Genomic DNA, 22,074 nt, shown 5'->3' with positions numbered 1-22,074 from the left:
GGCTCAGCCCCGGTTCACTCCGCCGCCATCTGTTGATCGCGATGCCCGATGGCCGCGATTTCCGCCACCACGCTGCGAAGCAGAGTGCGAAACGCGTGGAAATCACGATTCGGCCGGATCGTGGCCTCATCCATGTAAATCGCGCGGTCGATCTCGATCTGCACCGCGTGCTGGCCTTTCGATGGGCGGCCGTAATGCTGCGTCGTGAAGGCACCCGCGAAGGGCGCATTGCGGGCCACCCGCAGACCGGCGGCGGCAAAGGCCGCCTCCACCCGCTCGACGATTTCGCCATGCGCCGAAGCCCCGAACCGGTCGCCTATGACGATCTCCGGTCGCGGCGCGCCCGCGCGCACCGTGCTGTCCAGCGCTTCACGCGGCATGGAATGGCAATCGATCAAGATGGCCTCGCCGAACTCCATATGCGCCTCGTCGAGAAGCCGTTGCAAACGCGCATGATAGGGTTTCCAGATGCGTGCAAGCCGGTGCTCCGCCTCTGCCTTCGGCAGTTTGCCGCGATAAATTGCGCGCCCCCCGGCCACCACGCGCGGCACCACGCCGAGACCGCTGGCCACGCGCGGGTTATGCCCGCTGCGCCGCACCCCTTCGATCAATGCAGGATCAAGCTCATCGAGCGATCGGTTGAGATCGACATAGGCCCGCGGCGCGCCGGCGCGCAGCAGCGGCGCTCCGAATTGCGGTGCACAGTCGAACAGACGATCGACAAACGCATCCTCGGACGAGCGGATCGTATGATCGTCCAAGACCGTACTGCGCAGGAAAGTCCACGGATAATCCCGCCCCGAGTGCGGAGAGGCGAAAACCACGGCGGAGGTCCGCACATCCGGTACATTCAAAGAATAGGCAAGCTTTGGCATCCGGGTCCCCTCGATCCACATATACAGCAGTTTTCCGTGCGAACGAAGCGGTTTGGCGCGGAAATCCCGGTCACGTGGAACCATCAAGCCACGCCCTCGACGTCAAATCAAACGCAAATTTTGCATGGTCACAAAAACTCTGAGTAAAACCGCTTGATCCCCCCTCCGACTCCTTTTATAGAGCGCTCCACCGGCGCGGTCTTCCGCGCCCCATTTTTTGGGGAAACCCACGAAACGGGGCAATAAAGGCAACGCAGGCCATAATATGGGTGATTAGCTCAGCGGTAGAGCACTTCGTTGACATCGAAGGGGTCACTGGTTCGATCCCAGTATCGCCCACCATGGAATTCATCGTCTCCGGATCGTCAGGTCCGAAGGCAAGGCAAACAAACCGCATGGCGCTCGCGCGCCGCGACGAACAGAGGAGAGACCACCATGAAGGTCGCAAACTCACTCCGCTCGCTCAAGAAGCGCCATCGCGATTGCCGCGTTGTGCGCCGTAAGGGCCGCGTCTACGTAATCAACAAGACGCAGCGCCGGTTCAAAGCCCGTCAGGGCTGAGCTGACGCACAGCAGCGAGACGTTTCAAGGCCATCCCTCCGGGATGGCCTTTTTCATTGGATCGGACAGGCCTCCGGGCTCCGGGGCCGGCAAGGGGCCGCGCACCCGGCGCGCGCAGCCCTCCGGTGGCACTACCGCCCCAATATCCCGTCCGCCAGAAGCCGTACCACGGTTTGCTCATCCAGGTAGCCCGACACCGGCAGGCCCCGCGTCCGCTGGAATTCTCGAAGCGCACGGCGGGTGTTCTGATCGAAGGTCCCATCGACCGCGCCGGGACTGAGCCCAAGCTGCGCCAGCCGCGCTTCCGCCAGCCGTGTGGCCACCGGGTTCAGCCCAAGCGCCTTTTCTTCGGCCTGGGCCCGCGCGTCGTCACGGGCATCCTGCTCCGCACGACGAAGGGCCGCGATTTGCGCCTCGGCCTGACCGACGAAGGCTCCGTCTGGCTGCTCGCTCAGATAGGCGCGATAAGCCTGCTCCGTGCCCGCGTCCCGCGCCCGGTCCCAGGCCCGCCTGTCCTGTAGTGCGGCGTTCCCGGCACGTTGCTCTTCGAGCCGGGAAAGGGATTCGCGCGCCTGCGTGGCGTGAAGGCCATCCGGGAACCGCTCCAGATACCGCCGCAGGCTCTGCTCGTCGCCGCTGCCGCGCACCTGCGCCCAAAGCCGGTTGTCCTCGCGCTCCAGCTCCGCTTTGCGGCGCTCGGCCTCGGCCTCAAGCTCGGCTGCCCGCGCCCGCGACGCCTCGTCTATCGCCCGGATCTGCGGCGTATCAAGATAACCGGAGGCGTTACGCCCTGTTGCCGTCTGCCACGCCTTCACAGCCCCCCGTGTGCCGGGACCGAAGATCCCGTCGATTCCGCGCGTGTTATAGCCAAGGATCGACAGGTCCCGCTGAATCTCGCGCCGCGCATCCCGGCTCAGGTTCAGCGCCTCTTCGCGCCGCCGCTCCACGTAAGCCGGCTCGGCCTCGATCGCACTCAGCCGTTGCCGCGCCGCCGCCGCATGACGCCCGTCCGAAAACCCGTCAAGATAGGTGCGATAGCCCTCCGCGCTGTCCGCCTGCTGAGCCAGCCGCCATGCCGTGTCATCCGCCTGCTGCGCCCGCGAATCGGATTCGGCCGCCACCGGCGTCTCCGCCACCGTGCGGTCGATATCCTGTTCGCGCAGCACCACCTGCCACGGCGGGGTAAAGCCCTCCACCGCAAGCTCGTAGCGCGCCGCCACATCCGCCAGCCGTACATCCGGACGCGTCAGATCCCGCGCCGCATAAGCGGCCACATCCGGCGCCAGGCCGCGGATCACGGTCACCCCCTGCGGCGCCGACAGCGGCCCGATGCCGCTCTGCAGATACGGCCCCACCGGCACATCGCCGGACGTCTCGCCCAGGATCAGGAAGGAGCGTCCCGGCCGCTGCGCCAGCACATCGAGCGCGGCGTCAATCGGAAAGGCCTGTGTCAAAACCTGGGCCGCGCCCGGCACCGTGTCGCCCTGCACCGGCAACAGATAGGCCCCGCTCGGCCCATGCTGGAATGCCCCGGCGAGGATCACGATCAACGGCGCATAGCCATCCTCGATCCCCTCGACAAAGTCGGCAAAGGCGCGCTCCATCCCACGCGGGTCGGCATCGCTGACCTCAGTCACCGCGATGCCCGCGCCGCGCAACCTGTCTCCGGCCGCCTGCACCCGCTCTGCCCCGAAAAAGCTCTGCACCGCACCATAGCGTGAATTGCCGATGATCAGCGCATCACCCGCCGCCTGCGCGGCCCCCGCGCCCATGATCACCGCCGCCAGAGCCAGTGTCGCGATCCGCATATGTCATCCTCCATAACCAATGGGCGCACTGCACCCGTTGGCTCAAAGGTAGCCCCGTACCCCGCTGTTATCCAATATCACGGGTCAGGGCGCGCGATCTCCGGCTCAGTCGTAGCTCCGCGTGTCCTCGATCACCAGCCCGTCACGCGGCAGGCCGCCCATCGGGACAATCTCGACCCTGCCCTTGAGCTTGAGCACCTCCGCCACGCTGGCCTCGAAAGACGCCGCGTCGCCCGCGCCCGTCTCGATCCGCACGGTCATCACGTCCATCTCGCCCTCGCGGCTGGCCACGACGCGGGCGCGCGCGATCTCGTCGTGCCGTGCCACAAGCTGCGCCACCTGCTCGGGGCGGACGAACATGCCCTTGATCTTCGTTGTCTGATCCGCACGCCCCATCCAGCCTTTGATCCGCCGGTTGGTGCGCCCGCAGGGGCTTGTTCCCGCCATTACCGCGCTCAGATCGCCGGTGCCAAAGCGGATCAGCGGATAATCGGGATTAAGCGACGTGACGACCACCTCGCCAACCTCACCCTCGGCCACAGGATCGCCCGTACCCGGGGTGCAGATCTCCACGATCACATGCTCATCGAGGATCATGCCCTCCTGCGCCGGACTCTCGTAGGCGATATTGCCCAGATCGGCGGTGGCATAGCACTGAAGACAGCTGATGCCGCGCTCCGCGTAGTAGGCTCGAAGCGAGGGAAAAAGCGCCCCGCCCCCGACCGCCGCCCGCGTGATGCCAAGGCGAATATCCAGCGCGTCGGCCTTCTCCAGTATGATCTTCAGGTAATCGGGCGTGCCCGCATAGGCCGTGACGCCAAGGTCTCTGGCCGCCTGCACCTGCAACTCCGTCTGCCCGGTTCCGGCGGGCAACACCGTCGCGCCCACCGCCCGCGCGCCATTTTCGAAAATCATCCCGGCGGGCGTGAGGTGGTAGCCGAAACAGTTCTGCACAACGTCCCCCGGCCCGACGCCGCAGGCATTGAGAAAGCGCCCCATGCGCCACCAATCATGGCTCGCGCCACCCGGCTCGTAGATGGGCCCCGGTGATTGGAAGACATGAGCAATATTCGACACCGGCAGCCCGCCAAAAGGCGGGTTTTCCGCCTGTCGTCGGGACAGTTCGGATTTGCGCAACACCGGCAAAGCCTTCAGATCGCCAAGCGTTTCGACCGGATCAATCCCGTATTTCGCCAATTGTGCGTTCAGCCCCTCCAGATGCGCCGCCTCGCGGGCATCCTGCGAACGGGTTTCCAAGTCGTCGAAATAGCTGGTCATCGCCGTCTCCATCCGCCCGAGCGCGGGCGCTTTGATCTGAAACAAGGTCGGGGCGGCTCTGCCCCTATAAGTTGTGGCATCCACGGAGGAACGGAGGCCCCACCATGACAAAACCGGGATTCGAGTCGCGTATTCGTTTCGACGAGGCCTGCCAGACCATGGAGGTCGATCTCTCGGGACTGGACCTGGAAGACAGCCCCATGGTGAACCGGCTCTATGACCACATCGAAACCCGCATCGCCCAGAGCAGCGAGGACCTTTGGTTCTTCCTCATCAACCTGCACGGGCTGCGCATCGACAGCTCCGCCTGGATCGACTACGCCCGCCGTGGCCGCGCGCTCAACATGGCGCATTCCATGGGCACGGTCCGCTTTGACGCCTCGCCAGAGACCGCCGCGCAGATCCGGCGCGACTCCCAGACCGAGCGCTTCGATCCCAATCTCTTCACCGATCGAGACGACGCCCGCGCCCGCCTCGCCGCCCTGCCCTCCAAGCGCCGCAAGAGCGGTGTTCTGCACGATCCCAACTACGCGACCAGTGATTTCGTCCGCCGCGTCAGCTTCGACCCGGAGGGGCAGATCCTGAAGATCGACTTCTCGCATTTCACCTTCTTCCACGCGCGCGACGTCGGCGATTTCCATGACCACATCGATGAGCGCATCGCCGACACCGGTCAGGCCAAGTGGTTCTTCCTCATCAATTACGACGGCTGCCGCATCGAGCCTGCTGCCTGGGTCCAGCACGCCTTTCGCGGCAAGACGCTCAATCTCGCCCATTCGCTCGGCACCGTGCGCTACGCCCCCGGATCGGAAACGGAGGAAGAAATCCGCCGTCGCGCGACTGCGCAGGATTTCCGTCCCAATATCCGTAACACGCGGCAAGAGGCGTTGGCCCGGATCGACGAAATGCGCCGCGAGCGCGTGGCCTGACGCCTCGGCGTCCATGCAGGGTATCGTCATCGGCTCACCTTTCGACGGTCCGCGCGGCCTAGTCCGCAAGCGTCTGGAACGGCTCGCCCGCCTTCACGACATGCGTGGTCAATAGCGTCATGGGCGCGGCGCTCTTGTTGGTCACGCCGCCATGCACACTGCCCGCCTCGAAAAACAGCGTCATGCCCTCCGCAAAAGCCGCCTCCTTGCCATTGGGCAACAACACCTGACCGCCATGCAGCACCATCGCGTGTTCGTCGCCCGCATGCGTGTGCAGCGGAATGCGCCCACCCGGCTCGATCACCAACCGCGACAGGATCACCACCATGCCATCGACCCCGCTCAGCGGCTTTTCCTGCAGGATCTCGCGCGTCACCAGGGCATCCTGCGCCACGGCCGGTGCCGCCATGGCGGCCAACGCGCAAATCAATACGGCCTTCATCATCGGCAAATCTCCTGTACCGGTTCAGTCATGGGCACGCGCCCCGATTACGCCAACCACCGCTTGCGACGACGATAGGATCGGACATCGCGAAACGACTTGCGGCCCTCGTCCGACACCCCGAGGTAGAATTCCTTCACATCCGGATTCTCGCGCAGCTCCGCCGCCGGGCCATCCATAACCACCCGGCCATTCTCCAGAATATAGCCCATATGCGCGTATTTAAGCGCAACGTTGGTGTTCTGTTCCGCCAGCAGAAAGGACACGCCTTCCTTCTCATTGATCGACTTCACGATCTCGAAAATCTGCTCGACCAACTGCGGTGCAAGCCCCATCGACGGCTCATCGAGCAGGATCATCTCCGGACGGCTCATCAGCGCCCGGCCCACCGCCGTCATCTGCTGTTCGCCGCCCGAGGTATACCCCGCCTGACTCTTCCGCCGCTCCTTGAGACGCGGGAAGTAGTCGTAAACCATTTGCAGGTCCGCCTCGACAGCGCCCTTGCCATCGCGCCGGGTATAGGCCCCGGTCATCAGATTCTCCTCGACGGTCAGATGCTCAAAACAATGCCGCCCCTCCATGACCTGAATGACACCTTTTTTGACCAGTGCGGCGGGATCGAGATCCTGAACCCGCTCGCCCTTGTAAAGGATGCTGCCCTTTGTCACCTCGCCCCGCTCTGAGTGCAGCAGGTTGGAAATCGCCTTCAACGTCGTGGTCTTGCCCGCGCCATTGCCGCCAAGCAAAGCGGTGATCCCTCCCTGCTTCACGCTCAGCGACACGCCCTTCAGAACGAGGATCACGTGATTGTAGATCACCTCGATATTATTGACCTCCAGAAGGCTCTGATCGGTCTTTCCGGCATCCAGCATGGCGCTTCCCTCGGTTCAGGAGCACATCGCCCCTGCTTCTTCTCTGTCAAAATATCCAAATTTCACCGGCTGCCCGAAGCCATTCCGCCCGGACACTGCCTGACTGCCACCGGCGACAACAGCCGCCGCCGGTGGCCGTACCACGATCAGCCGTCGCAGGCTTCGTTCACCGACCAGGGCGCATTGGCCTCGGCATATTCGGCGGCCTTCTCGGCGACAAGCGCCTTGTAGCCATCGACATTCGGCATCAGGTGATCGGAAACCTTGACGAACTTCTCGCCGTCCCATTCGAGCATCCAGCCACCGGAGCGGCCGGTATGGTCGGAACAGGAGGTCTTGAACGGCGGCACCATGCCGTCGAGGCCCAGTTCGGCAATCCGCTCTTCGGTCATATCGATGTTTTCAAGACCCCAGCGCAGTTGCTTGGCGTCGATCTGCGCCGTGCCGAATTCCTCCTGGGCCGCGTGGATCCCCTCGGCGAGGATCGCCGAGATCACGATGCCGCGCCCGTAGAAGACGCCCTGCATCTCGGTCTCGTTGGACTTCGAATTGCCCGCATCAACGACGTACTTCTTGATGTCCGCCATGACCGGCGCATCCATGTTCGGGAAGGACCAGCTGATCGACTTGTAGCCCTTGCCCTTGTCGCCGACGATGGCGAGGTCGGCGTCATGCCCGGACCACCAGACACCCACCATGTTCTCCATCGGGAACTTGGTCTTGACCGCTTCGGTAATGGCTCCGGCGTTCATCGCACCCCAGCCCCACATGACCACGTAATCGGGACGCTCGCGGCGGACCTGCAGCCACTGGGCAGACTGGTTCTGCATTTCTTTCAGACCAACAGGGATCGGCACCAGCTCGAACCCCTTGTCTGCCGAGTGCATCTCCAGAATAGGCAGCGGCTCCTTGCCGAACGGATGGTCCAGGTGCAGGAAGGCGATCTTCTTGCCCTCAAGGCTGCCCTGACCTTCGAGGTACTGGATGATCATGTCCGCAGCGTCCCAATAGCCGGCAGGCGTGTTGTAGGCCCACTGGAAGGTCTTGCCGTCCATCATCGGCGAAAAGCCGTAGCCGGGCGCAAGGATCGGGATCTCGTCGACGTTGGTCTTGGGCAGAACCTGTAGCGTAATGCCGGTGGACCAGGGTTGCGTCACGATCGCGGTGCTCTTGACCTTTTCATAGCATTCCACGCCTTTTTCGGTGGAATACCCGGTTTCGCATTCCTCGGCATTGATCGGAACCCCGCCGATGCCGCCGTCGCGCGCGTTCAGCATGGCCAGGTAGTCGGCCTGACCGTTCATCAGCGGAATGCCCGTGGCCGCAAATGGCCCGGTGCGATAGGCAAGATTCGGCGTATACAGCTCCTGCGCCATGGCCGCGCCCGCGGTCATGCCCGCCACGGCGGCGGCAATCGCCAGCTTGGTGAAGTGTTTCATGGTATCTCCTCCCTGAGAATGTATTGTGTCACGTCTGCTTGTCTCTGCGGGCCCCGCTCCTCCCGGGGCACACCGATGTCGTAGGGCGGGGCTCTGCCCCGCACCCTTCAATGGGGGAACGGCCAGATGATCAGCTTTTCCCGGATCAATCGCCAGAGCTGCGCCAGGCCATGCGGCTCCACGATCAGGAAAAACACGATCAGGCTGCCGACGATCATGATGTTCAAATGCTCGACCGTGGCCGAACTGATCGGAATCCCAAGCGCATTCGGCAACAGGTTCAGTACCACCGGCAAACCCACGATCAGGATCGCTCCAAGGTAATTGCCCATGATCGAGCCAAGGCCGCCGATGATTGCAATGAACAGGATGCGGAACGAGAGCGGAATATCGAACAGGTTCGGCTCTGCAGCGCCGCGCCACATGAAGACGAACAGGGCCCCTGAAACCCCCACGATATAGGACGAGACGGCAAAGGCCGTGAGCTTGGACTTCATCAGGTTGATGCCGATCAGCTCTGCCGCGATGTCCATGTCCCGCGTCGCCTTCCACGTCCGGCCCAGATTGCCGCGCGTGAGGTTGATGCACACCCAGGTCAGGAGCGCGACAATGAACAGCACCACGTAGTACTGCACCAGCGAATTGGCCTGCGGACCGGCCACATAGACCCCGAACATCTCCATGTTCGGCACCTGGATCGCACCGGAGGCATTGTCGTTATAAAGCCAGGACCATTTCTCGAAAAGCCAGACAAGAAAGAACTGCGCGGCGAGCGTGGCAATGGCGAGGTAGAACCCCTTGATCCGAAGCGAGGGTATGCCAAAAGCCACCCCGATCCCGGCGCTGAAGACGCCAGAGAGCAGGATCGCGACCACCGGGTTCATCCACGGCATCAACGTGATCATCTTGTAGCAGGCATAGGCGCCGACACCCATGAAGGCCGCCGTCCCGAGGGACAGCTGACCGGCAAACCCGGTCAGGATGTTCAGCCCCAGCGCCGCCAGCGAATAGATCAGGATCGGGATCAGCAGCGTCTGAAAGGTGAACTCGCTGGCGGTCAGCGGAAAGATCACCGCGACCAGAAGCAGGATCACCGCAAGTAAAAAGGCATCTTGCTTGATCGGGAATAACGCCTGATCCGACTCATAACTCGTCTTGAATTGTCCTGCGGTGCGATACAGCATGTTCCGTCTCTTTCCTCTCGCCGGGGTGCGGGGCAAAGCCCCGCCCTACATCCCGTTCCTCCCTCGGGCTGACCTGCCTGCGCGGGGCCTAACCGTCGTCTTTCCTGTCCCGCGGCGACCCGGCGCCCCAGAACGCCGCAATCGCCCGCAGCGAGCCTGTCGTCAGGCTCATGGATGCGGTGAGCATCGCCTGCGCCGCATGGAACTGCGCATCCAAAATCCCCCGCGCCAGCGCATCCGGCTCATAGGGCTCGCCCAGACCATTGGCGCCGCGCGCCAGATCGGCCACGTCCGGCACCGGGGTCACACCCGGCTCCTCCATATCGAAGGCCCCGTGCGGTCTTGGTTTCTCAGACATCCAGCCCCTCATCGAGATCGAACCGCGTCCGGCTTCCGGTCTTCGGGGCATAGCCCGTCGCCTCGCTGTAGCGCGCGATCCAGAACCAGGCCCAAAGCCCGGCTCCGGCGCCGACAACCGCCAGCAACAGCGCGATCACCATCCGCCCGGAGGCGTCAGGATCCGTTGTCAGTGCGAGATAGCCAAAGCACCAGAACCCTGACCAGGCCACAACATTCAACACCGCAATTACCTTGGACATGACGCCCGCTCCTCCCAAAATCCGGCGCCATCTCCCGTCAGCGCCAATCCGTTCTCCCCGTCTCCCGATCCCCGCCGAAGCCTTCGCTCCGACGGGGACCGTCTAGACCCTTTCGATGATACGCTCGCCAAACAGCCCCTGCGGACGGAAGAGCAACACGATCAACGCGAGGACAAAGGCAAACCACGTCTCGGTATTGCCGCCAAGCAACGGCTGCCCCCAGTAAATCTCGAACAGTTTTTCCAGAATACCGATCATCAGCCCGCCGATGATGGCACCGGTGATCGACTCAAGCCCACCGAGCATCAGCACCGGCAGCGCCTTGTAGGCAATCACCTCCAGCGCAAAGGACACCCCGGCCCGTGCGCCCCAGGCAATGCCCGTGACCAGCGCGATGATCCCCGCGATGAACCAGACCAGCACCCAAACCGTCTGGAGCGAAATCCCTACGGACAGCGCCGCCTGATGATCGTCGCCCAGCGCCCGGATCGCCCGGCCCATGCGCGTCTTGTTCAGGAACAGCAGCAGCGCCACCACGAGCAGGGCCGCCACGACAACGGCCGTAATGTCTTTCTGCTCAAGGATCAGCAAACCGCCCCAGGGTTCCAGGACAACCGAACCGGTCGGAATGCCCAGCTCCTCGGTAATCATCACCTTGTTCTCACCGCCGAAAATGATCTCGCCAAGACCAATGAGGAACAGCGTGATGCCGATGGTCGCCATGAAGAGGATGATGTCCGGCTGCCCGACCAAGGGGCGCAAAACGACCCGCTCGATCGACACCGCCAAGAGGAACATCACCCCCAGCGTCAGCACCACGGAAATCCACGCCGGCACGCCGAAGCTGTGCAGACCGACAAGCGTCAGCGCGGCAAAGACCACCATGATGCCCTGCGCAAAGTTGAAGATTCGCGACGAGCGGAAAATCAGCACGAATCCCAACGCGATCAGCGCATAGAGGATGCCGGAGACGAGTCCTTCCCAGAGTACCTGCAACAGGAAATCCGGCGCGGCGAACATGTCCACGAAGGGATTGATGAAAATATCATTCAGCATTTCTTCTCCAACGTGCCTTTCAGGAGTTGCAGGGGGATTTCAGGCTGGAAAACCACAGTATCGGACCAAATTCATGCGCATGCGCGACACGCCATTTCCGTCCGCTTCGCGAGCAACCGTCCCATACATGTTCCTTTACCGCCACGACCCGACCGGAAGCCTCCGCCTCCTTGAACCAGGAGCTCAGCGCATCGGGGATGCCTTTGCGGGATTCCATCCGCGTGCTGTTGGGAAAGCACTTTGCCCTCTCGAAACTGTCCGGACTGGCCGCGTCTTCGCGCCATTGCAGCTCGAGTCCCGCGTACGAGCGCCCCTCGAACGTTGCCTCGATGACATTGCATCCAGGAACGGGACGCGCATCCAAAGCGAGGCTGTCAAAGCACAGCAAGTGGTCTTCGCCAAGGTCGCGCCTTCCAGTCAGCGTCATGTCTTCAGGCTCCGTGAACGCGCCCGTCTCAAGAAAGGCGGCGCAGGCATCGACCATCTCGCGCCAATCGTCGGCCGGCGCGGCACCAGTGTTACCGGCAAAACCAGCGACCGAAGTCGCCAACAGAAAGGTCGCAAAAAGGCGAACATGCGCGGCACGCGGCTGTGCCCGGCGCATCGACTGCGCGCGGGAAGGGCAAAGCGCCTGCCGCGGTCGGGTCCCGTGCCAGCCCATCAATGCGCCACCCCCAGGTAGGCATCGATCACATCCTGGTTGGCGCGCACCTCCTCGGGCGGGCCATCGCCGATCTTCTTGCCGTAATCCATGACAACCACGCGGTCGGAGAGGTCCATGACCACACCCATGTCATGCTCGATCAGGCAGATCGTGGTGCCGAATTCGTCGTTCACATCAAGGATGAAGCGGCTCATGTCCTCCTTCTCCTCGACGTTCATCCCCGCCATCGGCTCGTCGAGCAGCAGGATAGATGGCTCCGCCGCCAACGCCCGCGCCAGTTCCACCCGCTTCTTCAAACCATAGGGCAACCGCCCCACCGGCGTCTTGCGGATGCTCTGGATTTCCAGAAAGTCGATCACCCGCTCCACCTTCTCGCGGTTGGCGATTTCCTCGTCGCGCGCCTTGCCGAACCACAGCGCCTGCGCCGCAATACCAGCCTTCATATGCGTCAGACGCCCGGTCATGACGTTGTCCAACACCGTCATTCCTTCAAACAAGGCAATGTTCTGGAACGTCCGCGCCACGCCCATCCGCGCCACTTCGAACGGCTTCATAGGCGGGCGTTTCGCCCCCTTGTACCAAAGCTCGCCGATCGTCGGTGTATAAAACCCGCTGATGATATTGAGCATCGACGACTTGCCCGCGCCATTGGGTCCGATGATCGCCCGAATTTCCCCTTCACGGATGTCGAAGGAGATATCGGAGATCGCCGTCACCCCACCGAACTTCAGTGTGATGTTCTTGAGCTCCATCAGAGTGCCGCCGATCTGGCGCCCGTCCGCCGTGACGTATCCTTCAGTGTCCTTCACGCGCCCGCCCCCGTCTTCTTCTCTTTCCAAATACTCACCGCACCGTCGCCCAAAGGCGCAACGCCACGGATAACGCCTGCGGGATGGTGGGTGGGGCGATGTTGCCCCCGGCAACGAGCGACAGCCATCATTCCGCCGCCACCGCTTTGGGCACCACAGGCACCACGGCCGCATCCCGCAGGATCAGCGTCGCCTTGATCTTGCCCTTGCGCCCGTCCTCATAGGTCACTTCCGTCTCGGTATAGACACTGTCCGAACCGTCGTACAAAGCCGTCACAAGATCGTCGAACTTCTCGCCGATCACCTTGCGCTTCACCTTCCGGGTCCGGGTCATCTCGCCATCATCGGCGTCGAGTTCCTTGTGCAGCACGAGGAAGCGGTGGATCTGGCACCCGGCCAGCATGTCATCTTCCGCAACGGAGGCATTCACCTCCTCGATATGGCCCTGAATCGTGTCGAGCACCTGCGGGTGCTGCGCCAGTTCCTGGTAGGAGGCATAGGCGATATTGTTCCGCTCCGCCCAGTTGCCCACCGCCGTCAGATCGATGTTGATGAAGGCAACGCAGCGGTCGCGCCCCGCGCCGAACACCACGGCTTCGAGGATGTTGGGATAGAACTTCAGCTTGTTCTCGACATATTTCGGCGCGAACATTGCGCCCGTCGACATCTGTCCAACGTCCTTGGCCCGGTCGATAATCCGCAAATGCCCGGAGCCCTCTTCGAAGAACCCCGCATCCCCCGTCGCGACCCAGCCTTCGGCGTCTTTCGTGTCTGCTGTGCTCTCCGGATTCTTGTAATACTCCACGAAGGTCCCGGGCGAGCGATAGAACACCTCGCCGTTCTCCGCGATCCTGATCTCGACCCCCGGCGCGGGCACGCCGACCGTATCGGAGCGCACCTCGCCATCGGGTTGCACGGTGATGAAGACCGACGCTTCCGTCTGACCGTACAGTTGTTTGAGGTTGATCCCGAGTGCACGATAGAAATCAAAGATTTCCGGCCCGATGGCCTCGCCCGCCGTGTACCCGACGCGCACTTTCGAAAAGCCCATGGCATTCTTCAGCGGCCCATAGACCATGAACTCGCCAAGGCGGTATTTCAGCCGGTCCAGCACGCTCACCTGCTTGCCATCGAGGATATCCGGCCCGACGCGGCGGGCATGCTGCATGAAGTAATGGAAGATCCGCCGTTTCATTGGGCTGGCGTCTTCCATGCGGATCATGATCTGTGTCAGCTGCGTCTCGAAGATCCGCGGCGGCGCAAAGTAATAGCTCGGCGCAATCTCCCGCAGGTCGGTCATCAAAGTATCCGCCGATTCCGGGCAGTTGACGCAAAACCCTTTCCAGTAGGCCTGCCCAATGGAAAAGATGAAATCCCCGACCCAGGCCATCGGCAGGTAGGCCAGCACCTCATCGTCGCGGCGCAGATTGTCGAACTCCGCCGAGGATTTCGCCGCCTCGATGATATTGCGGTTCGACAGCACGACGCCCTTGGGCTTACCCGTGGTGCCGGAGGTGTAGAGCATCACGCATTTGTCGTCATAGCCCAGCGCATCACGCCGCTTTTCCAGCTCCTTGATGAACTCGTCCCGCGCCGCGCGCCCTTGCGCCTGAACATGCGCGAAATCATGTAGATGCGTATGGTCGTATTTGCGCATTCCGCGCGGATCGACATAGATCATATGCTCGAACTGGTGCAGGTCGTCCTGGATCTCGATGACCTTGTCGACCTGCTCCTGATCGGCGCAGATCACGAACCGCGCACCGCAATGCCCCATGACATAGGCCATCTCCTCGGCCACCGCGTCCTGGTAGAGCGGCACCGGCACGGCGCCACACATCTGCGCGGACACCATCGACCAGTAGAGCGACGGACGGTTGCGCCCGATGATGGCAACGTGATCGCCGGGGTTCACCCCGAGGTTCATCAACCCAAGCGCCAGCGCCTCGATCTCCTCGGCGGCCTCCGCCCAGGTCCAGCTTTGCCAGATGCCGAATTCTTTCTCGCGGTAGGCCGGGCTGTTCCCGCACTCCCGGACATTGCGCTGCAACAAGGCAGGGACCGAGCGCAGCCCTGCTGCGCCCATCACCATCTGAACCAATGCTTTTCCTCCCGTCATGCCGTTTGTCCGGCACCCAGATCCGACCCCTCCTCAAGGGCCAGCCGCTTTTCGCGATTCTGGAGACCATCTTGGTCCCCTCCAACGCTGGCGGTCAACTTTTTCCTGAACATTTCCAAAATGTAACCAATTGTAACGAGCCGCTCCGGCCTCGCGTATCCTCCCGTCCAATCCTGAAGGGATCGCCGGGGCGGGCGGGGCGCCTTTCGAAGAAACAGCTCTGCCGTCCCGGCCCTTCCCAAGGCCTGCACGCCGGCATAGGCTCCACACCATGAGCACACCCGCCCTCACCCAGGCCGGTCTGAACCTGATTCAGCAGGCCCTGACGATCTACGACAGCGACCTGCGGCTTGCCGTCTGCAATGCCCGCTTTGCGGAGATGTTCGATCTGCCGCCCGAACTCACCACGCCCGGTGCCTGCTTCGAGGACACCATCCGTCACCTGACCCTGCGCGGCGAATACGGGACCGTGGATGATCCCGAAGACTTCATCGCAACACGCACGGAAATCGCCCGCGCCTTTCAGCCGCATTACATGGAGCGCACCCGTGCCAATGGCCAAACCATTTCGGTCGAGGGCGCGCCGCTGCCGCAGGGCGGCTGGGTCACGGTCTACACCGACATCACCGACACCAAGACGCAGGAGAAAATGCTGCGCAGTCACTCCGAAACGCTCTCGGATCAGGTGCTCAAACGCTCCGAGGAACTGGCCAAGACCAACCGCCAACTGGCCGCCAGCAACACGGCCCTCAAGGAAGCCCGCCGCGAGCTTCTGGAAATAGAGGCCCGCACCCGCACAACCACCGAAATGATGCCCGCGCATATCGCCCGCGTCGACGCCGCCGGGCACTACACCTTCTCCAACCGCCGCCTCTCAGCCGTCATGCCGGGTCGGCCCTCGGACATCATCGGTCTGCACATCTCGAAAACGCTCGGCGATCAGGCCTACGCGCGTGTCAAGCCGCACCTCGACGCGGCGATGCAGGGGCGGCCCAGCACCTTCGAATTCACCGATGAGGCCAGCTCGCGCCGCATTCGCGCCGCCTTCACCCCCGATCCGCTGGAACCGGGCGTCTATATCCTCTCGCAGGACATCACCGAAGAAACCCAGGCCCGCGCCGCCCTGCAACAGACCCGCCGCCGCGAAATGGCGGCACAGCTGATCAGTGGCATGGCGCATGACTTCTCCAACCTGCTGACCATCATCCTCGGGATGCAGTCCAAACTCGCGCGCCTCACCGCGGACGAGGCCGCGCAGCCGCTGATCACCGCCACACTTGCCGCGGCCAGGCGCGGCGGCGATCTGCTGAACCGCATCGCCGACATAACCAGCCAACGCAGCTGGCAACCCCGGCCGCTGGATCTCACAGGCTTCCTCGATGATATCGGCACGCTCGCCACGCCCTCGCTGCCGTCCGGCATACGACTGCGTGTGCACAATGCAACGAACGGCCCGCTCCTTGCCGATCCGGGCCTGTTGCAGGACGCACTCCTGAACCTGATCCTGAACGCCCGTGACGCCTGTGGCGACCGCGGCGAGATCCGCATCGACGCCCGCGCGGTGCAGGACACATGGCTGGAGTTCACCGTCACGGACACCGGTCCCGGCTTCTCGGAAACCGCGCTCCAACACGGGCTCGATCCGTTCTTCACCACGAAGGGCGGTGAGGGCTCCGGCCTCGGCCTTGCCATGGTCTACGACATGACAAAGCTCGCCGGTGGTTCCGCGCGCCTGTCAAACACCGGCCACGGCGCTTGCGTCACCCTGCGTCTGCCGCTGCGCGCCGCCATCCCGGCGCCGCAACCGGACGGCACCGGCTCTCTCGCGCTGCTGGTCGAGGATAGCGCCGACCTGCGCGCCTCGGTGCGCGATATGCTGACCGGTATGGGCTTTGCCGTGGTCGAGGCCGCCTCCGTCGCGGAGGCCATCGCGCTCGCCCAAGAGCTGCCCAACCTTGCACTGATCCTCTCGGATATCAGCCTCGAAGGCGAGGACACCGGTCTTGCGCTCATCGACCGCCTGCCCGGTGCGCCGCTGCATCTGATGACCTCCATGCCCCCCGACCACCCGCTGCACAGCGCGGCCCGCGCCCGAGTCCCGGTGCTGCGAAAACCCTTTACGCCGGACGATTTGACCACCTTCCTCGCGCAGTCTAAAGCCAGCGCATGAGCCCCCTTGTCACCATTCTCGACGACGAACCCGCGATCCGGGAAATGCTCTCCGAGGCGCTGAGCGAGGCGGGCTACCGGACGATGACCTTCGCCCGCGCCACCGAGTTCGAGGCGGCGCTGCGCCGCACCACGCCGGACATCTGCCTTGTCGATCTCGGCCTGCCCGACCGTGACGGCCTCTCCCTCGTACACCGGCTGGCGCTGGAACAGGGTGCCTGCGTCATAATCATCTCCGGGCGCGCGCAGGTGCAGGACCGCATCACCGGCCTCGAACTCGGCGCCGATGACTACATCATCAAACCTTTCGATCCCTCCGAAGTCGTCGCCCGTGTGCGGGCACGCCTGCGCGGCCCCAAGCGCTCGGCGACAGGGATGACCGCACGCTTCAACGGCTGGACCGCGCATTTCGACCGGTTTTCCCTTGAGGATACCGACAGTATGGAAACCCCGTTCAGCCAGGCCGAAGGCGAGGTGCTGCGCCTGTTCCTCGAAAGCCCGAAACGCCTGATCACTCGCGCCTTCATGCAGGAAACCCTTGGCGGCGCCGCGGGCGAGAGCTTCGACCGCGCCATGGATGTGCGCATCTCGCGGTTGCGCACCAAGCTGCGTGAAGACCCCAAGAACCCGCGTCTGATCAAGACGATCTATGGCGCCGGGTATATCTTTCTCGGGGACGTGGACTGGGGCTGACAGCCGGCCTCACGGCACCGCGATACCATAGCCCCCCAGCCCCAGCGCGCCCCGGAGCAACGGCAGCACGGTCACTGCAACGATTCCGACCACGGCGCCGATGCCGAGCCGCACCGGCGCGCGGCCAAGCCTAGGCCCGGCAAGACCAAGCAGTCCGCAGACCAGCGCATAAAAACCCAAGGATACCAAATCCATGTCAGCCTCCCGCACTGGCCGCAAACCTGACACACACTCGTTGCCGCGTCCGGCCTCGGCCTGATATCTCAGCCTTGCATCCGGGCCACCGCCCGCGCCAGGACGTTCAGACCCGCGACGAGATCGGCTTCGTCGGTATCCTCTGAAAAATCATGACTGACGCCGCCAATCGAGGGCACGAACAGCATGGCGGCGGGCATGAGTCGCGCCATGTTGGACGCATCGTGCAGCGCGCCCGAGGGCATGTGACGCCACTGCCCCGGTGCTTCCTCTTCGGCGGCCATGGCGAGGGCCGCGCGCATGGTCGGGTCCATCGCAACCGGCTCCACGCCGAGCATCGAACCAAACGCCAGCGTCATGCCCATGGTCTCCGCCACCTCCTCGGCGGTCTCCCGGATAAGTGCCTCCATCCGCTTGAGCCGTTCGACATCGCCATCGCGCCACTGCATCGAAAAGCTGACCTTGCCCGGAACCACCGAATGCGCGTTTGGATGCAGGCTCACATGGCCCACGGTCCAGACCGTCGCGGGTGTTACAACATTTCGAAACCGTTCGTTGATCAACGTGTTGAAGCGGGCAAGCGCCTGAAAGGCATCGCGCCGCAGCGCCATGGGCGTGGTGCCCGCGTGATTTTGCTGCCCTTCGAAGCGGATGACCATGTCACGAATGCCCACGATCGCCTCGACCACGCCAATCCTGCCGCCGGTTTGATCCAGCAGCGGGCCCTGTTCGATGTGCATTTCCAAAAAGCCGGTGAATTGTTTCGGATCAACCCAATCGCCCAGTCGGCCACCCATGGCGGCGCGCGCCTCGGGTAAGGAAATGCCCTTGGGATCAACGAGATCAGCGATCTTTTCCTCCGGCAAAACGCCGGTCCAGGCCGCACTGCCCGTTGTCACGCCAAAGCGGCCCTCCTCGTCCTCGAAGGATACCACGGAGACCGCCGGACCGCCGGCTTCCTTCGACGCCCGCGCCACTTCCAGCGCCGCGATCACCCCCAGGGCCCCGTCGAGCCAGCCGCCTTCCGGCTGCGTGTCCGAATGCGACCCCATCAGCAATGACGGCCCGTCCGCCAGCCCGAACACCGATCCCATCGGATCGAAATGCGGTGTCAAACCGGCGGCTTGCATCCGCGCCGCAAGCCAGTCACGCGCCTCGATGTCCTTGGCGGTATACGCCGGACGCACCACGCCTTTGCCGACGCCGGATGCGCCGATTGCCCGCAAAGCGTGCAGGTCGTTCAGAAATCGTTCAGGATTGACAGGGATCATCGGCGCACCTTCCTTTCGCTCCGACTCTGCGCCGCAATCCACGGACTGTCAATTTATCATGATTAATTGGCGCTGACCGGACGAAGGCGCTCCGCATCGCTCGGACGCGGGGCGCTTTCGGGACGGTGGGCGGGGCGATGTTTCGGCCCTGGCCGGAACGAGCGCCGGGCACGTCCTATTCGGCGGCCAGGGATTCGGCGTTTTCAACCCGAACCGCCGAGTACTTGAATTCCGGGATCTTGCCAAAGGGATCCAGTGCCGGGTTGGTAAGGATGTTCGCCGCCGCTTCGACGTAGGCGAACGGCAGGAACACCATGTCCGGAGCGACCGCACGATCCTCCCGGGCCATGACAACAACGGAACCGCGTTTCGTCGTCAGCCGCACCATGCCCCCCGGCGCCACGCCCAACTTGCGCAAGGTCGAAGGATGGAGGGAACAGTTCGCTTCCGGCTCCACCGCGTCCAGCACCTTCGAGCGCCGCGTCATCGACCCCGTGTGCCAGTGCTCCAGCTGCCGCCCTGTGGTCAGGACCATCGGATACTCCGCATCGGGCAGGTCATCGGGCGGGATCACAGAGGCGGGCGTGAACTTTGCCCGGCCATCCGGGCGCGGAAATCCGCGCGCAAATACAATCGCTTGTCCGGGATCTTCCGGCGACAAGGACGGGTATGTCACCACGTTCTCCCGCTCCAGCCGCTCCCATGTGATGTTGTCGAGGCTTTTCATGTTGAGCTTCATCTCGGCAAACACATCCGCCGGGCTTTCGTAGTCCCAGGTCAGCCCCAACCGCTGCGCCAGGGCCACGGTGATCGCCCAGTCCTCGCGCGCCTCTCCGGGCGGTGACACTGCGGGACGGCCCATCTGCACCTGGCGGTTGGTGTTGGTCACCGTGCCACGCTTCTCCGCAAACCCGCTGGCCGGCAGGATCACATCCGCGAAATTCGCCGTCTCCGTCAGGAAAATATCCTGCACGACAAGGTGCTCCAGTTTGGCCAGCGCATCGCGCGCATGTTCGACGTCGGGGTCGGACATCGCCGGATTTTCGCCCAGCACATACATGCCGCGAATATCCCCGGTGTGCACCGCGTCGAGAATCTCTGTCACGGTCAGGCCCTTCTCGGCGCTGAAATCCGCGGACTTCCAGACATCGGTAAAGGCGCTGCGCCCCCCGTCATCGCCAACCGGTTGATAATCCGGCAGGAACATTGGAATAAGCCCGGCATCGGACGCCCCTTGCACGTTATTCTGACCGCGCAAGGGATGCAGGCCCGCGCCCGGACGACCGACATGCCCGCACATCAAGGCCAGCGAAATCAGGCAGCGCGAATTGTCCGTGCCATGGATGTGCTGCGACACACCCATGCCCCAGAAGATCATGCCCGCCTTGGCGGTGGCAAAGTCGCGCGCGACCTGCCGCAACGTCTCGGCGGGAATGCCGCAGAGCGCTGCCATCTTTTCGGGCGGGAACTGCTTGAGGTGTTCTTTCTCGGCCTCCCAATTCTCGGTGTAGGCCTCGATATACTGTTGATCGTAAAGCCCTTCCTCCACAATCGTATGCATGATCGCGTTGAGCATCGACACATCCGCGCCCGGCTTGAACTGCAGCATATGCGTGGCAAAGCGGCGCAATCCAACGCCGCGCGGGTCCATCACGATCAGCTTTCCGCCGCGCTGTGCAAACTGCTTGAAATAGGTCGCGGCCACGGGGTGGTTTTCGACCGGGTTGGCCCCGATGACGATGGCGACATCCGCGTTTTCGATCTCGTTGAAGGTGGCCGACACCGCGCCGCTGCCGACGTTCTCCATCAGCGCCGCGACCGAGGACGCGTGGCAAAGACGGGTGCAGTGATCGACATTGTTGTGCCCAAAGCCCTGCCGGATCAGCTTCTGAAACAGGTAGGCTTCCTCATTGGTGCATTTGGCGCTGCCAAAGCCCGCAACGGTCTTGCCACCCTCGGCGCGCAGGTCAGCCAGGCCGCCGGCCGCGCGGTCCAGCGCTTCGTCCCAAGTGGCCTCACGGAAAACCGCCTGCCAGTTTTCCGGATCGACGTTCAGCCCTTTCGCGGGCGCGTCGTCGCGCCGGATCAGCGGTTTGGTCAGGCGATGCGCGTGGTGCACATAGTCAAAACCAAACCGCCCTTTGACGCAGAGCCGTCCTTCGTTCGCCGGACCGTTGATGCCCTCCACGTATTTGATTTTGCCGTCCTTGACCTTGAGCGAGATCTGACAGCCGACGCCGCAAAAGGGACAGACGCTGTCGACCGCGCTGTCATAATCCTTGCTGTCACCGATCTGCGCCTCATCAACCACGCTCGCTGGCATCAAGGCGCCGGTCGGGCAGGCCTGCACGCATTCGCCGCAGGCCACACAGGTGCTCGCCCCCATGTCATCGCCCACGTCAAACACCGGATAGGCGTCATGGCCCCGGCCCGCCATGCCGATCACATCATTCACCTGCACTTCACGGCAGGCGCGGACACACAGGTTGCACTGGATGCAGGCGTCAAGGTTCACCCGCATGGCCACATGGCTGTCATCGAGCAGCGGAATGCGCTCCGCCTCCAGCGTCGGGAACCGCGACTCCGAAACACCGGTCGCCTCGGCCATATCCCACAAATGACTGGATGTGTCATGCGACGCCGCGCGCTCCGGCTGATCGGCCAGCAACAGCTCCATCACCAACTTGCGCGCCGAAGTGGCCCGGGCGTTGGCCGTGTTCACGACCATCCCTTCGGAGGGTTCGCGAATGCAGGACGCCGCCAATGTCCGCTCGCCCTCGATCTCCACCATGCAGGCGCGGCAGTTGCCATCGGGGCGATACCCCGGCGCGGGTTTGTGGCACAGATGCGGGATCTTCAGCCCGCGGCCATTCGCCACTTCCCAGATCGTCAGGCCCGCCTCGGCCTCAACTTCTTTGCCATCCAGCGTGAATCGGATCGTTTCGGACATCGCGCGTCTCCTGTTTCGCGGCTGTTAAAGCATGCCAAACCCGGCACCCGCAGATCAATCCCGACGCCTGTACGCATTTTTGCGGCTTTCCGCGTTTCCGATAGGTGGCACGCGCCCCTCAAACGCCCATCCCCGTTTCTTCTCTGCAAAAATATCCCGGG

20 protein-coding genes and 1 tRNA gene are annotated in these 22,074 nt (G+C 63.3%); 5 read left to right on the top strand and 16 right to left on the bottom strand.

Annotated elements, in window-relative coordinates:
* Positions 1 to 14 precede the first annotated feature (14 nt).
* On the bottom strand, positions 15 to 875 hold the full coding sequence (locus tag ACN2XU_RS10245; protein WP_419410337.1) for an N-formylglutamate amidohydrolase: 861 nt from the start codon (positions 873 to 875) through the stop codon (positions 15 to 17).
* 267 nt (positions 876 to 1,142) lie between these two features.
* Between ACN2XU_RS10245 and ACN2XU_RS10240 the strand changes: the two genes are divergently transcribed.
* Positions 1,143 to 1,217 (top strand) — tRNA-Val (locus ACN2XU_RS10240).
* A gap of 93 nt (positions 1,218 to 1,310) precedes the next feature.
* Positions 1,311 to 1,436 carry a type B 50S ribosomal protein L36 gene (gene ykgO / locus ACN2XU_RS10235; RefSeq protein ID WP_007792261.1) on the top strand — a complete coding sequence of 42 codons (126 nt, stop codon included), beginning with the start codon at positions 1,311 to 1,313 and terminating at the stop codon, positions 1,434 to 1,436.
* Positions 1,437 to 1,567: 131 nt separating this feature from the next.
* Here ykgO and ACN2XU_RS10230 read toward each other — a convergent pair whose 3' ends face one another.
* Positions 1,568 to 3,244 (bottom strand): peptidoglycan-binding protein, encoded by a 1,677-nt coding sequence (locus ACN2XU_RS10230; RefSeq protein ID WP_419410336.1) that lies wholly within the window; start codon positions 3,242 to 3,244, stop codon positions 1,568 to 1,570.
* Positions 3,245 to 3,349: 105 nt separating this feature from the next.
* A complete protein-coding gene (locus ACN2XU_RS10225) occupies positions 3,350 to 4,522 on the bottom strand; it encodes a phenylacetate--CoA ligase family protein (protein WP_419410335.1) in 1,173 nt (390 codons plus the stop codon).
* Positions 4,523 to 4,626: 104 nt separating this feature from the next.
* On the opposite strand from ACN2XU_RS10225, the gene ACN2XU_RS10220 reads away from it, so the two are divergent.
* The gene (locus ACN2XU_RS10220) at positions 4,627 to 5,451 is read left to right on the top strand and encodes a hypothetical protein (RefSeq protein ID WP_419410334.1); all 825 of its coding nucleotides are present in this window, start codon (positions 4,627 to 4,629) and stop codon (positions 5,449 to 5,451) included.
* A gap of 58 nt (positions 5,452 to 5,509) precedes the next feature.
* Here ACN2XU_RS10220 and ACN2XU_RS10215 read toward each other — a convergent pair whose 3' ends face one another.
* The 10 genes from ACN2XU_RS10215 to ACN2XU_RS10170 form a co-directional block, all read right to left on the bottom strand.
* The gene (locus ACN2XU_RS10215) at positions 5,510 to 5,896 is read right to left on the bottom strand and encodes a cupin domain-containing protein (RefSeq protein ID WP_419410333.1); all 387 of its coding nucleotides are present in this window, start codon (positions 5,894 to 5,896) and stop codon (positions 5,510 to 5,512) included.
* 44 nt (positions 5,897 to 5,940) lie between these two features.
* Positions 5,941 to 6,765 (bottom strand): ABC transporter ATP-binding protein, encoded by an 825-nt coding sequence (locus tag ACN2XU_RS10210; protein ID WP_419410332.1) that lies wholly within the window; start codon positions 6,763 to 6,765, stop codon positions 5,941 to 5,943.
* 146 nt (positions 6,766 to 6,911) lie between these two features.
* Entirely contained in the window at positions 6,912 to 8,204 is a 1,293-nt protein-coding gene (locus tag ACN2XU_RS10205) for an ABC transporter substrate-binding protein (protein ID WP_419410331.1), read from the bottom strand.
* A gap of 107 nt (positions 8,205 to 8,311) precedes the next feature.
* Positions 8,312 to 9,388 (bottom strand): branched-chain amino acid ABC transporter permease, encoded by a 1,077-nt coding sequence (locus ACN2XU_RS10200; protein ID WP_419410330.1) that lies wholly within the window; start codon positions 9,386 to 9,388, stop codon positions 8,312 to 8,314.
* An 88-nt stretch (positions 9,389 to 9,476) separates the two neighbouring features.
* Positions 9,477 to 9,746, bottom strand: coding sequence for a hypothetical protein (locus ACN2XU_RS10195; protein WP_419410329.1), 270 nt, complete (start codon positions 9,744 to 9,746; stop codon positions 9,477 to 9,479).
* Positions 9,739 to 9,987 (bottom strand): hypothetical protein, encoded by a 249-nt coding sequence (locus tag ACN2XU_RS10190; protein WP_419410328.1) that lies wholly within the window; start codon positions 9,985 to 9,987, stop codon positions 9,739 to 9,741. Before ACN2XU_RS10190 ends, ACN2XU_RS10195 begins: the two co-directional genes overlap by 8 nt.
* A 102-nt stretch (positions 9,988 to 10,089) precedes the next feature.
* On the bottom strand, positions 10,090 to 11,043 hold the full coding sequence (locus ACN2XU_RS10185; protein ID WP_419410327.1) for a branched-chain amino acid ABC transporter permease: 954 nt from the start codon (positions 11,041 to 11,043) through the stop codon (positions 10,090 to 10,092).
* A 19-nt stretch (positions 11,044 to 11,062) separates the two neighbouring features.
* Complete coding sequence (locus tag ACN2XU_RS10180; protein ID WP_419410326.1) at positions 11,063 to 11,593, bottom strand: hypothetical protein; 531 nt, start codon at positions 11,591 to 11,593, stop codon at positions 11,063 to 11,065.
* Positions 11,594 to 11,703: 110 nt separating this feature from the next.
* Complete coding sequence (locus ACN2XU_RS10175; protein WP_419410395.1) at positions 11,704 to 12,459, bottom strand: ABC transporter ATP-binding protein; 756 nt, start codon at positions 12,457 to 12,459, stop codon at positions 11,704 to 11,706.
* 184 nt (positions 12,460 to 12,643) lie between these two features.
* Entirely contained in the window at positions 12,644 to 14,608 is a 1,965-nt protein-coding gene (locus ACN2XU_RS10170) for an AMP-binding protein (RefSeq protein WP_419410394.1), read from the bottom strand.
* 298 nt (positions 14,609 to 14,906) lie between these two features.
* On the opposite strand from ACN2XU_RS10170, the gene ACN2XU_RS10165 reads away from it, so the two are divergent.
* On the top strand, positions 14,907 to 16,805 hold the full coding sequence (locus ACN2XU_RS10165) for a hybrid sensor histidine kinase/response regulator (RefSeq protein ID WP_419410325.1): 1,899 nt from the start codon (positions 14,907 to 14,909) through the stop codon (positions 16,803 to 16,805).
* Positions 16,802 to 17,497, top strand: coding sequence for a response regulator transcription factor (locus ACN2XU_RS10160; protein ID WP_419410324.1), 696 nt, complete (start codon positions 16,802 to 16,804; stop codon positions 17,495 to 17,497). Before ACN2XU_RS10165 ends, ACN2XU_RS10160 begins: the two co-directional genes overlap by 4 nt.
* A gap of 9 nt (positions 17,498 to 17,506) precedes the next feature.
* On the opposite strand, the gene ACN2XU_RS10155 is transcribed toward ACN2XU_RS10160, so the two are convergent.
* The 3 genes from ACN2XU_RS10155 to fdhF form a co-directional block, all read right to left on the bottom strand.
* Positions 17,507 to 17,692, bottom strand: a complete 186-nt coding sequence (locus ACN2XU_RS10155) for a hypothetical protein (RefSeq protein WP_419410323.1) — start codon at positions 17,690 to 17,692, stop codon at positions 17,507 to 17,509.
* Between the two features lie 68 nt (positions 17,693 to 17,760).
* Entirely contained in the window at positions 17,761 to 18,963 is a 1,203-nt protein-coding gene (locus ACN2XU_RS10150) for a Zn-dependent hydrolase (RefSeq protein ID WP_419410322.1), read from the bottom strand.
* A gap of 175 nt (positions 18,964 to 19,138) precedes the next feature.
* Positions 19,139 to 21,913, bottom strand: coding sequence for a formate dehydrogenase subunit alpha (fdhF, locus tag ACN2XU_RS10145; protein ID WP_419410321.1), 2,775 nt, complete (start codon positions 21,911 to 21,913; stop codon positions 19,139 to 19,141).
* Between the last annotated feature and the right edge of the window lie 161 nt (positions 21,914 to 22,074).

Source organism: Pacificoceanicola niger (assembly GCF_048553275.1).
GTDB lineage: Bacteria > Pseudomonadota > Alphaproteobacteria > Rhodobacterales > Rhodobacteraceae > Pacificoceanicola.
This window is presented reverse-complemented; position numbering and strand designations above follow the sequence as displayed.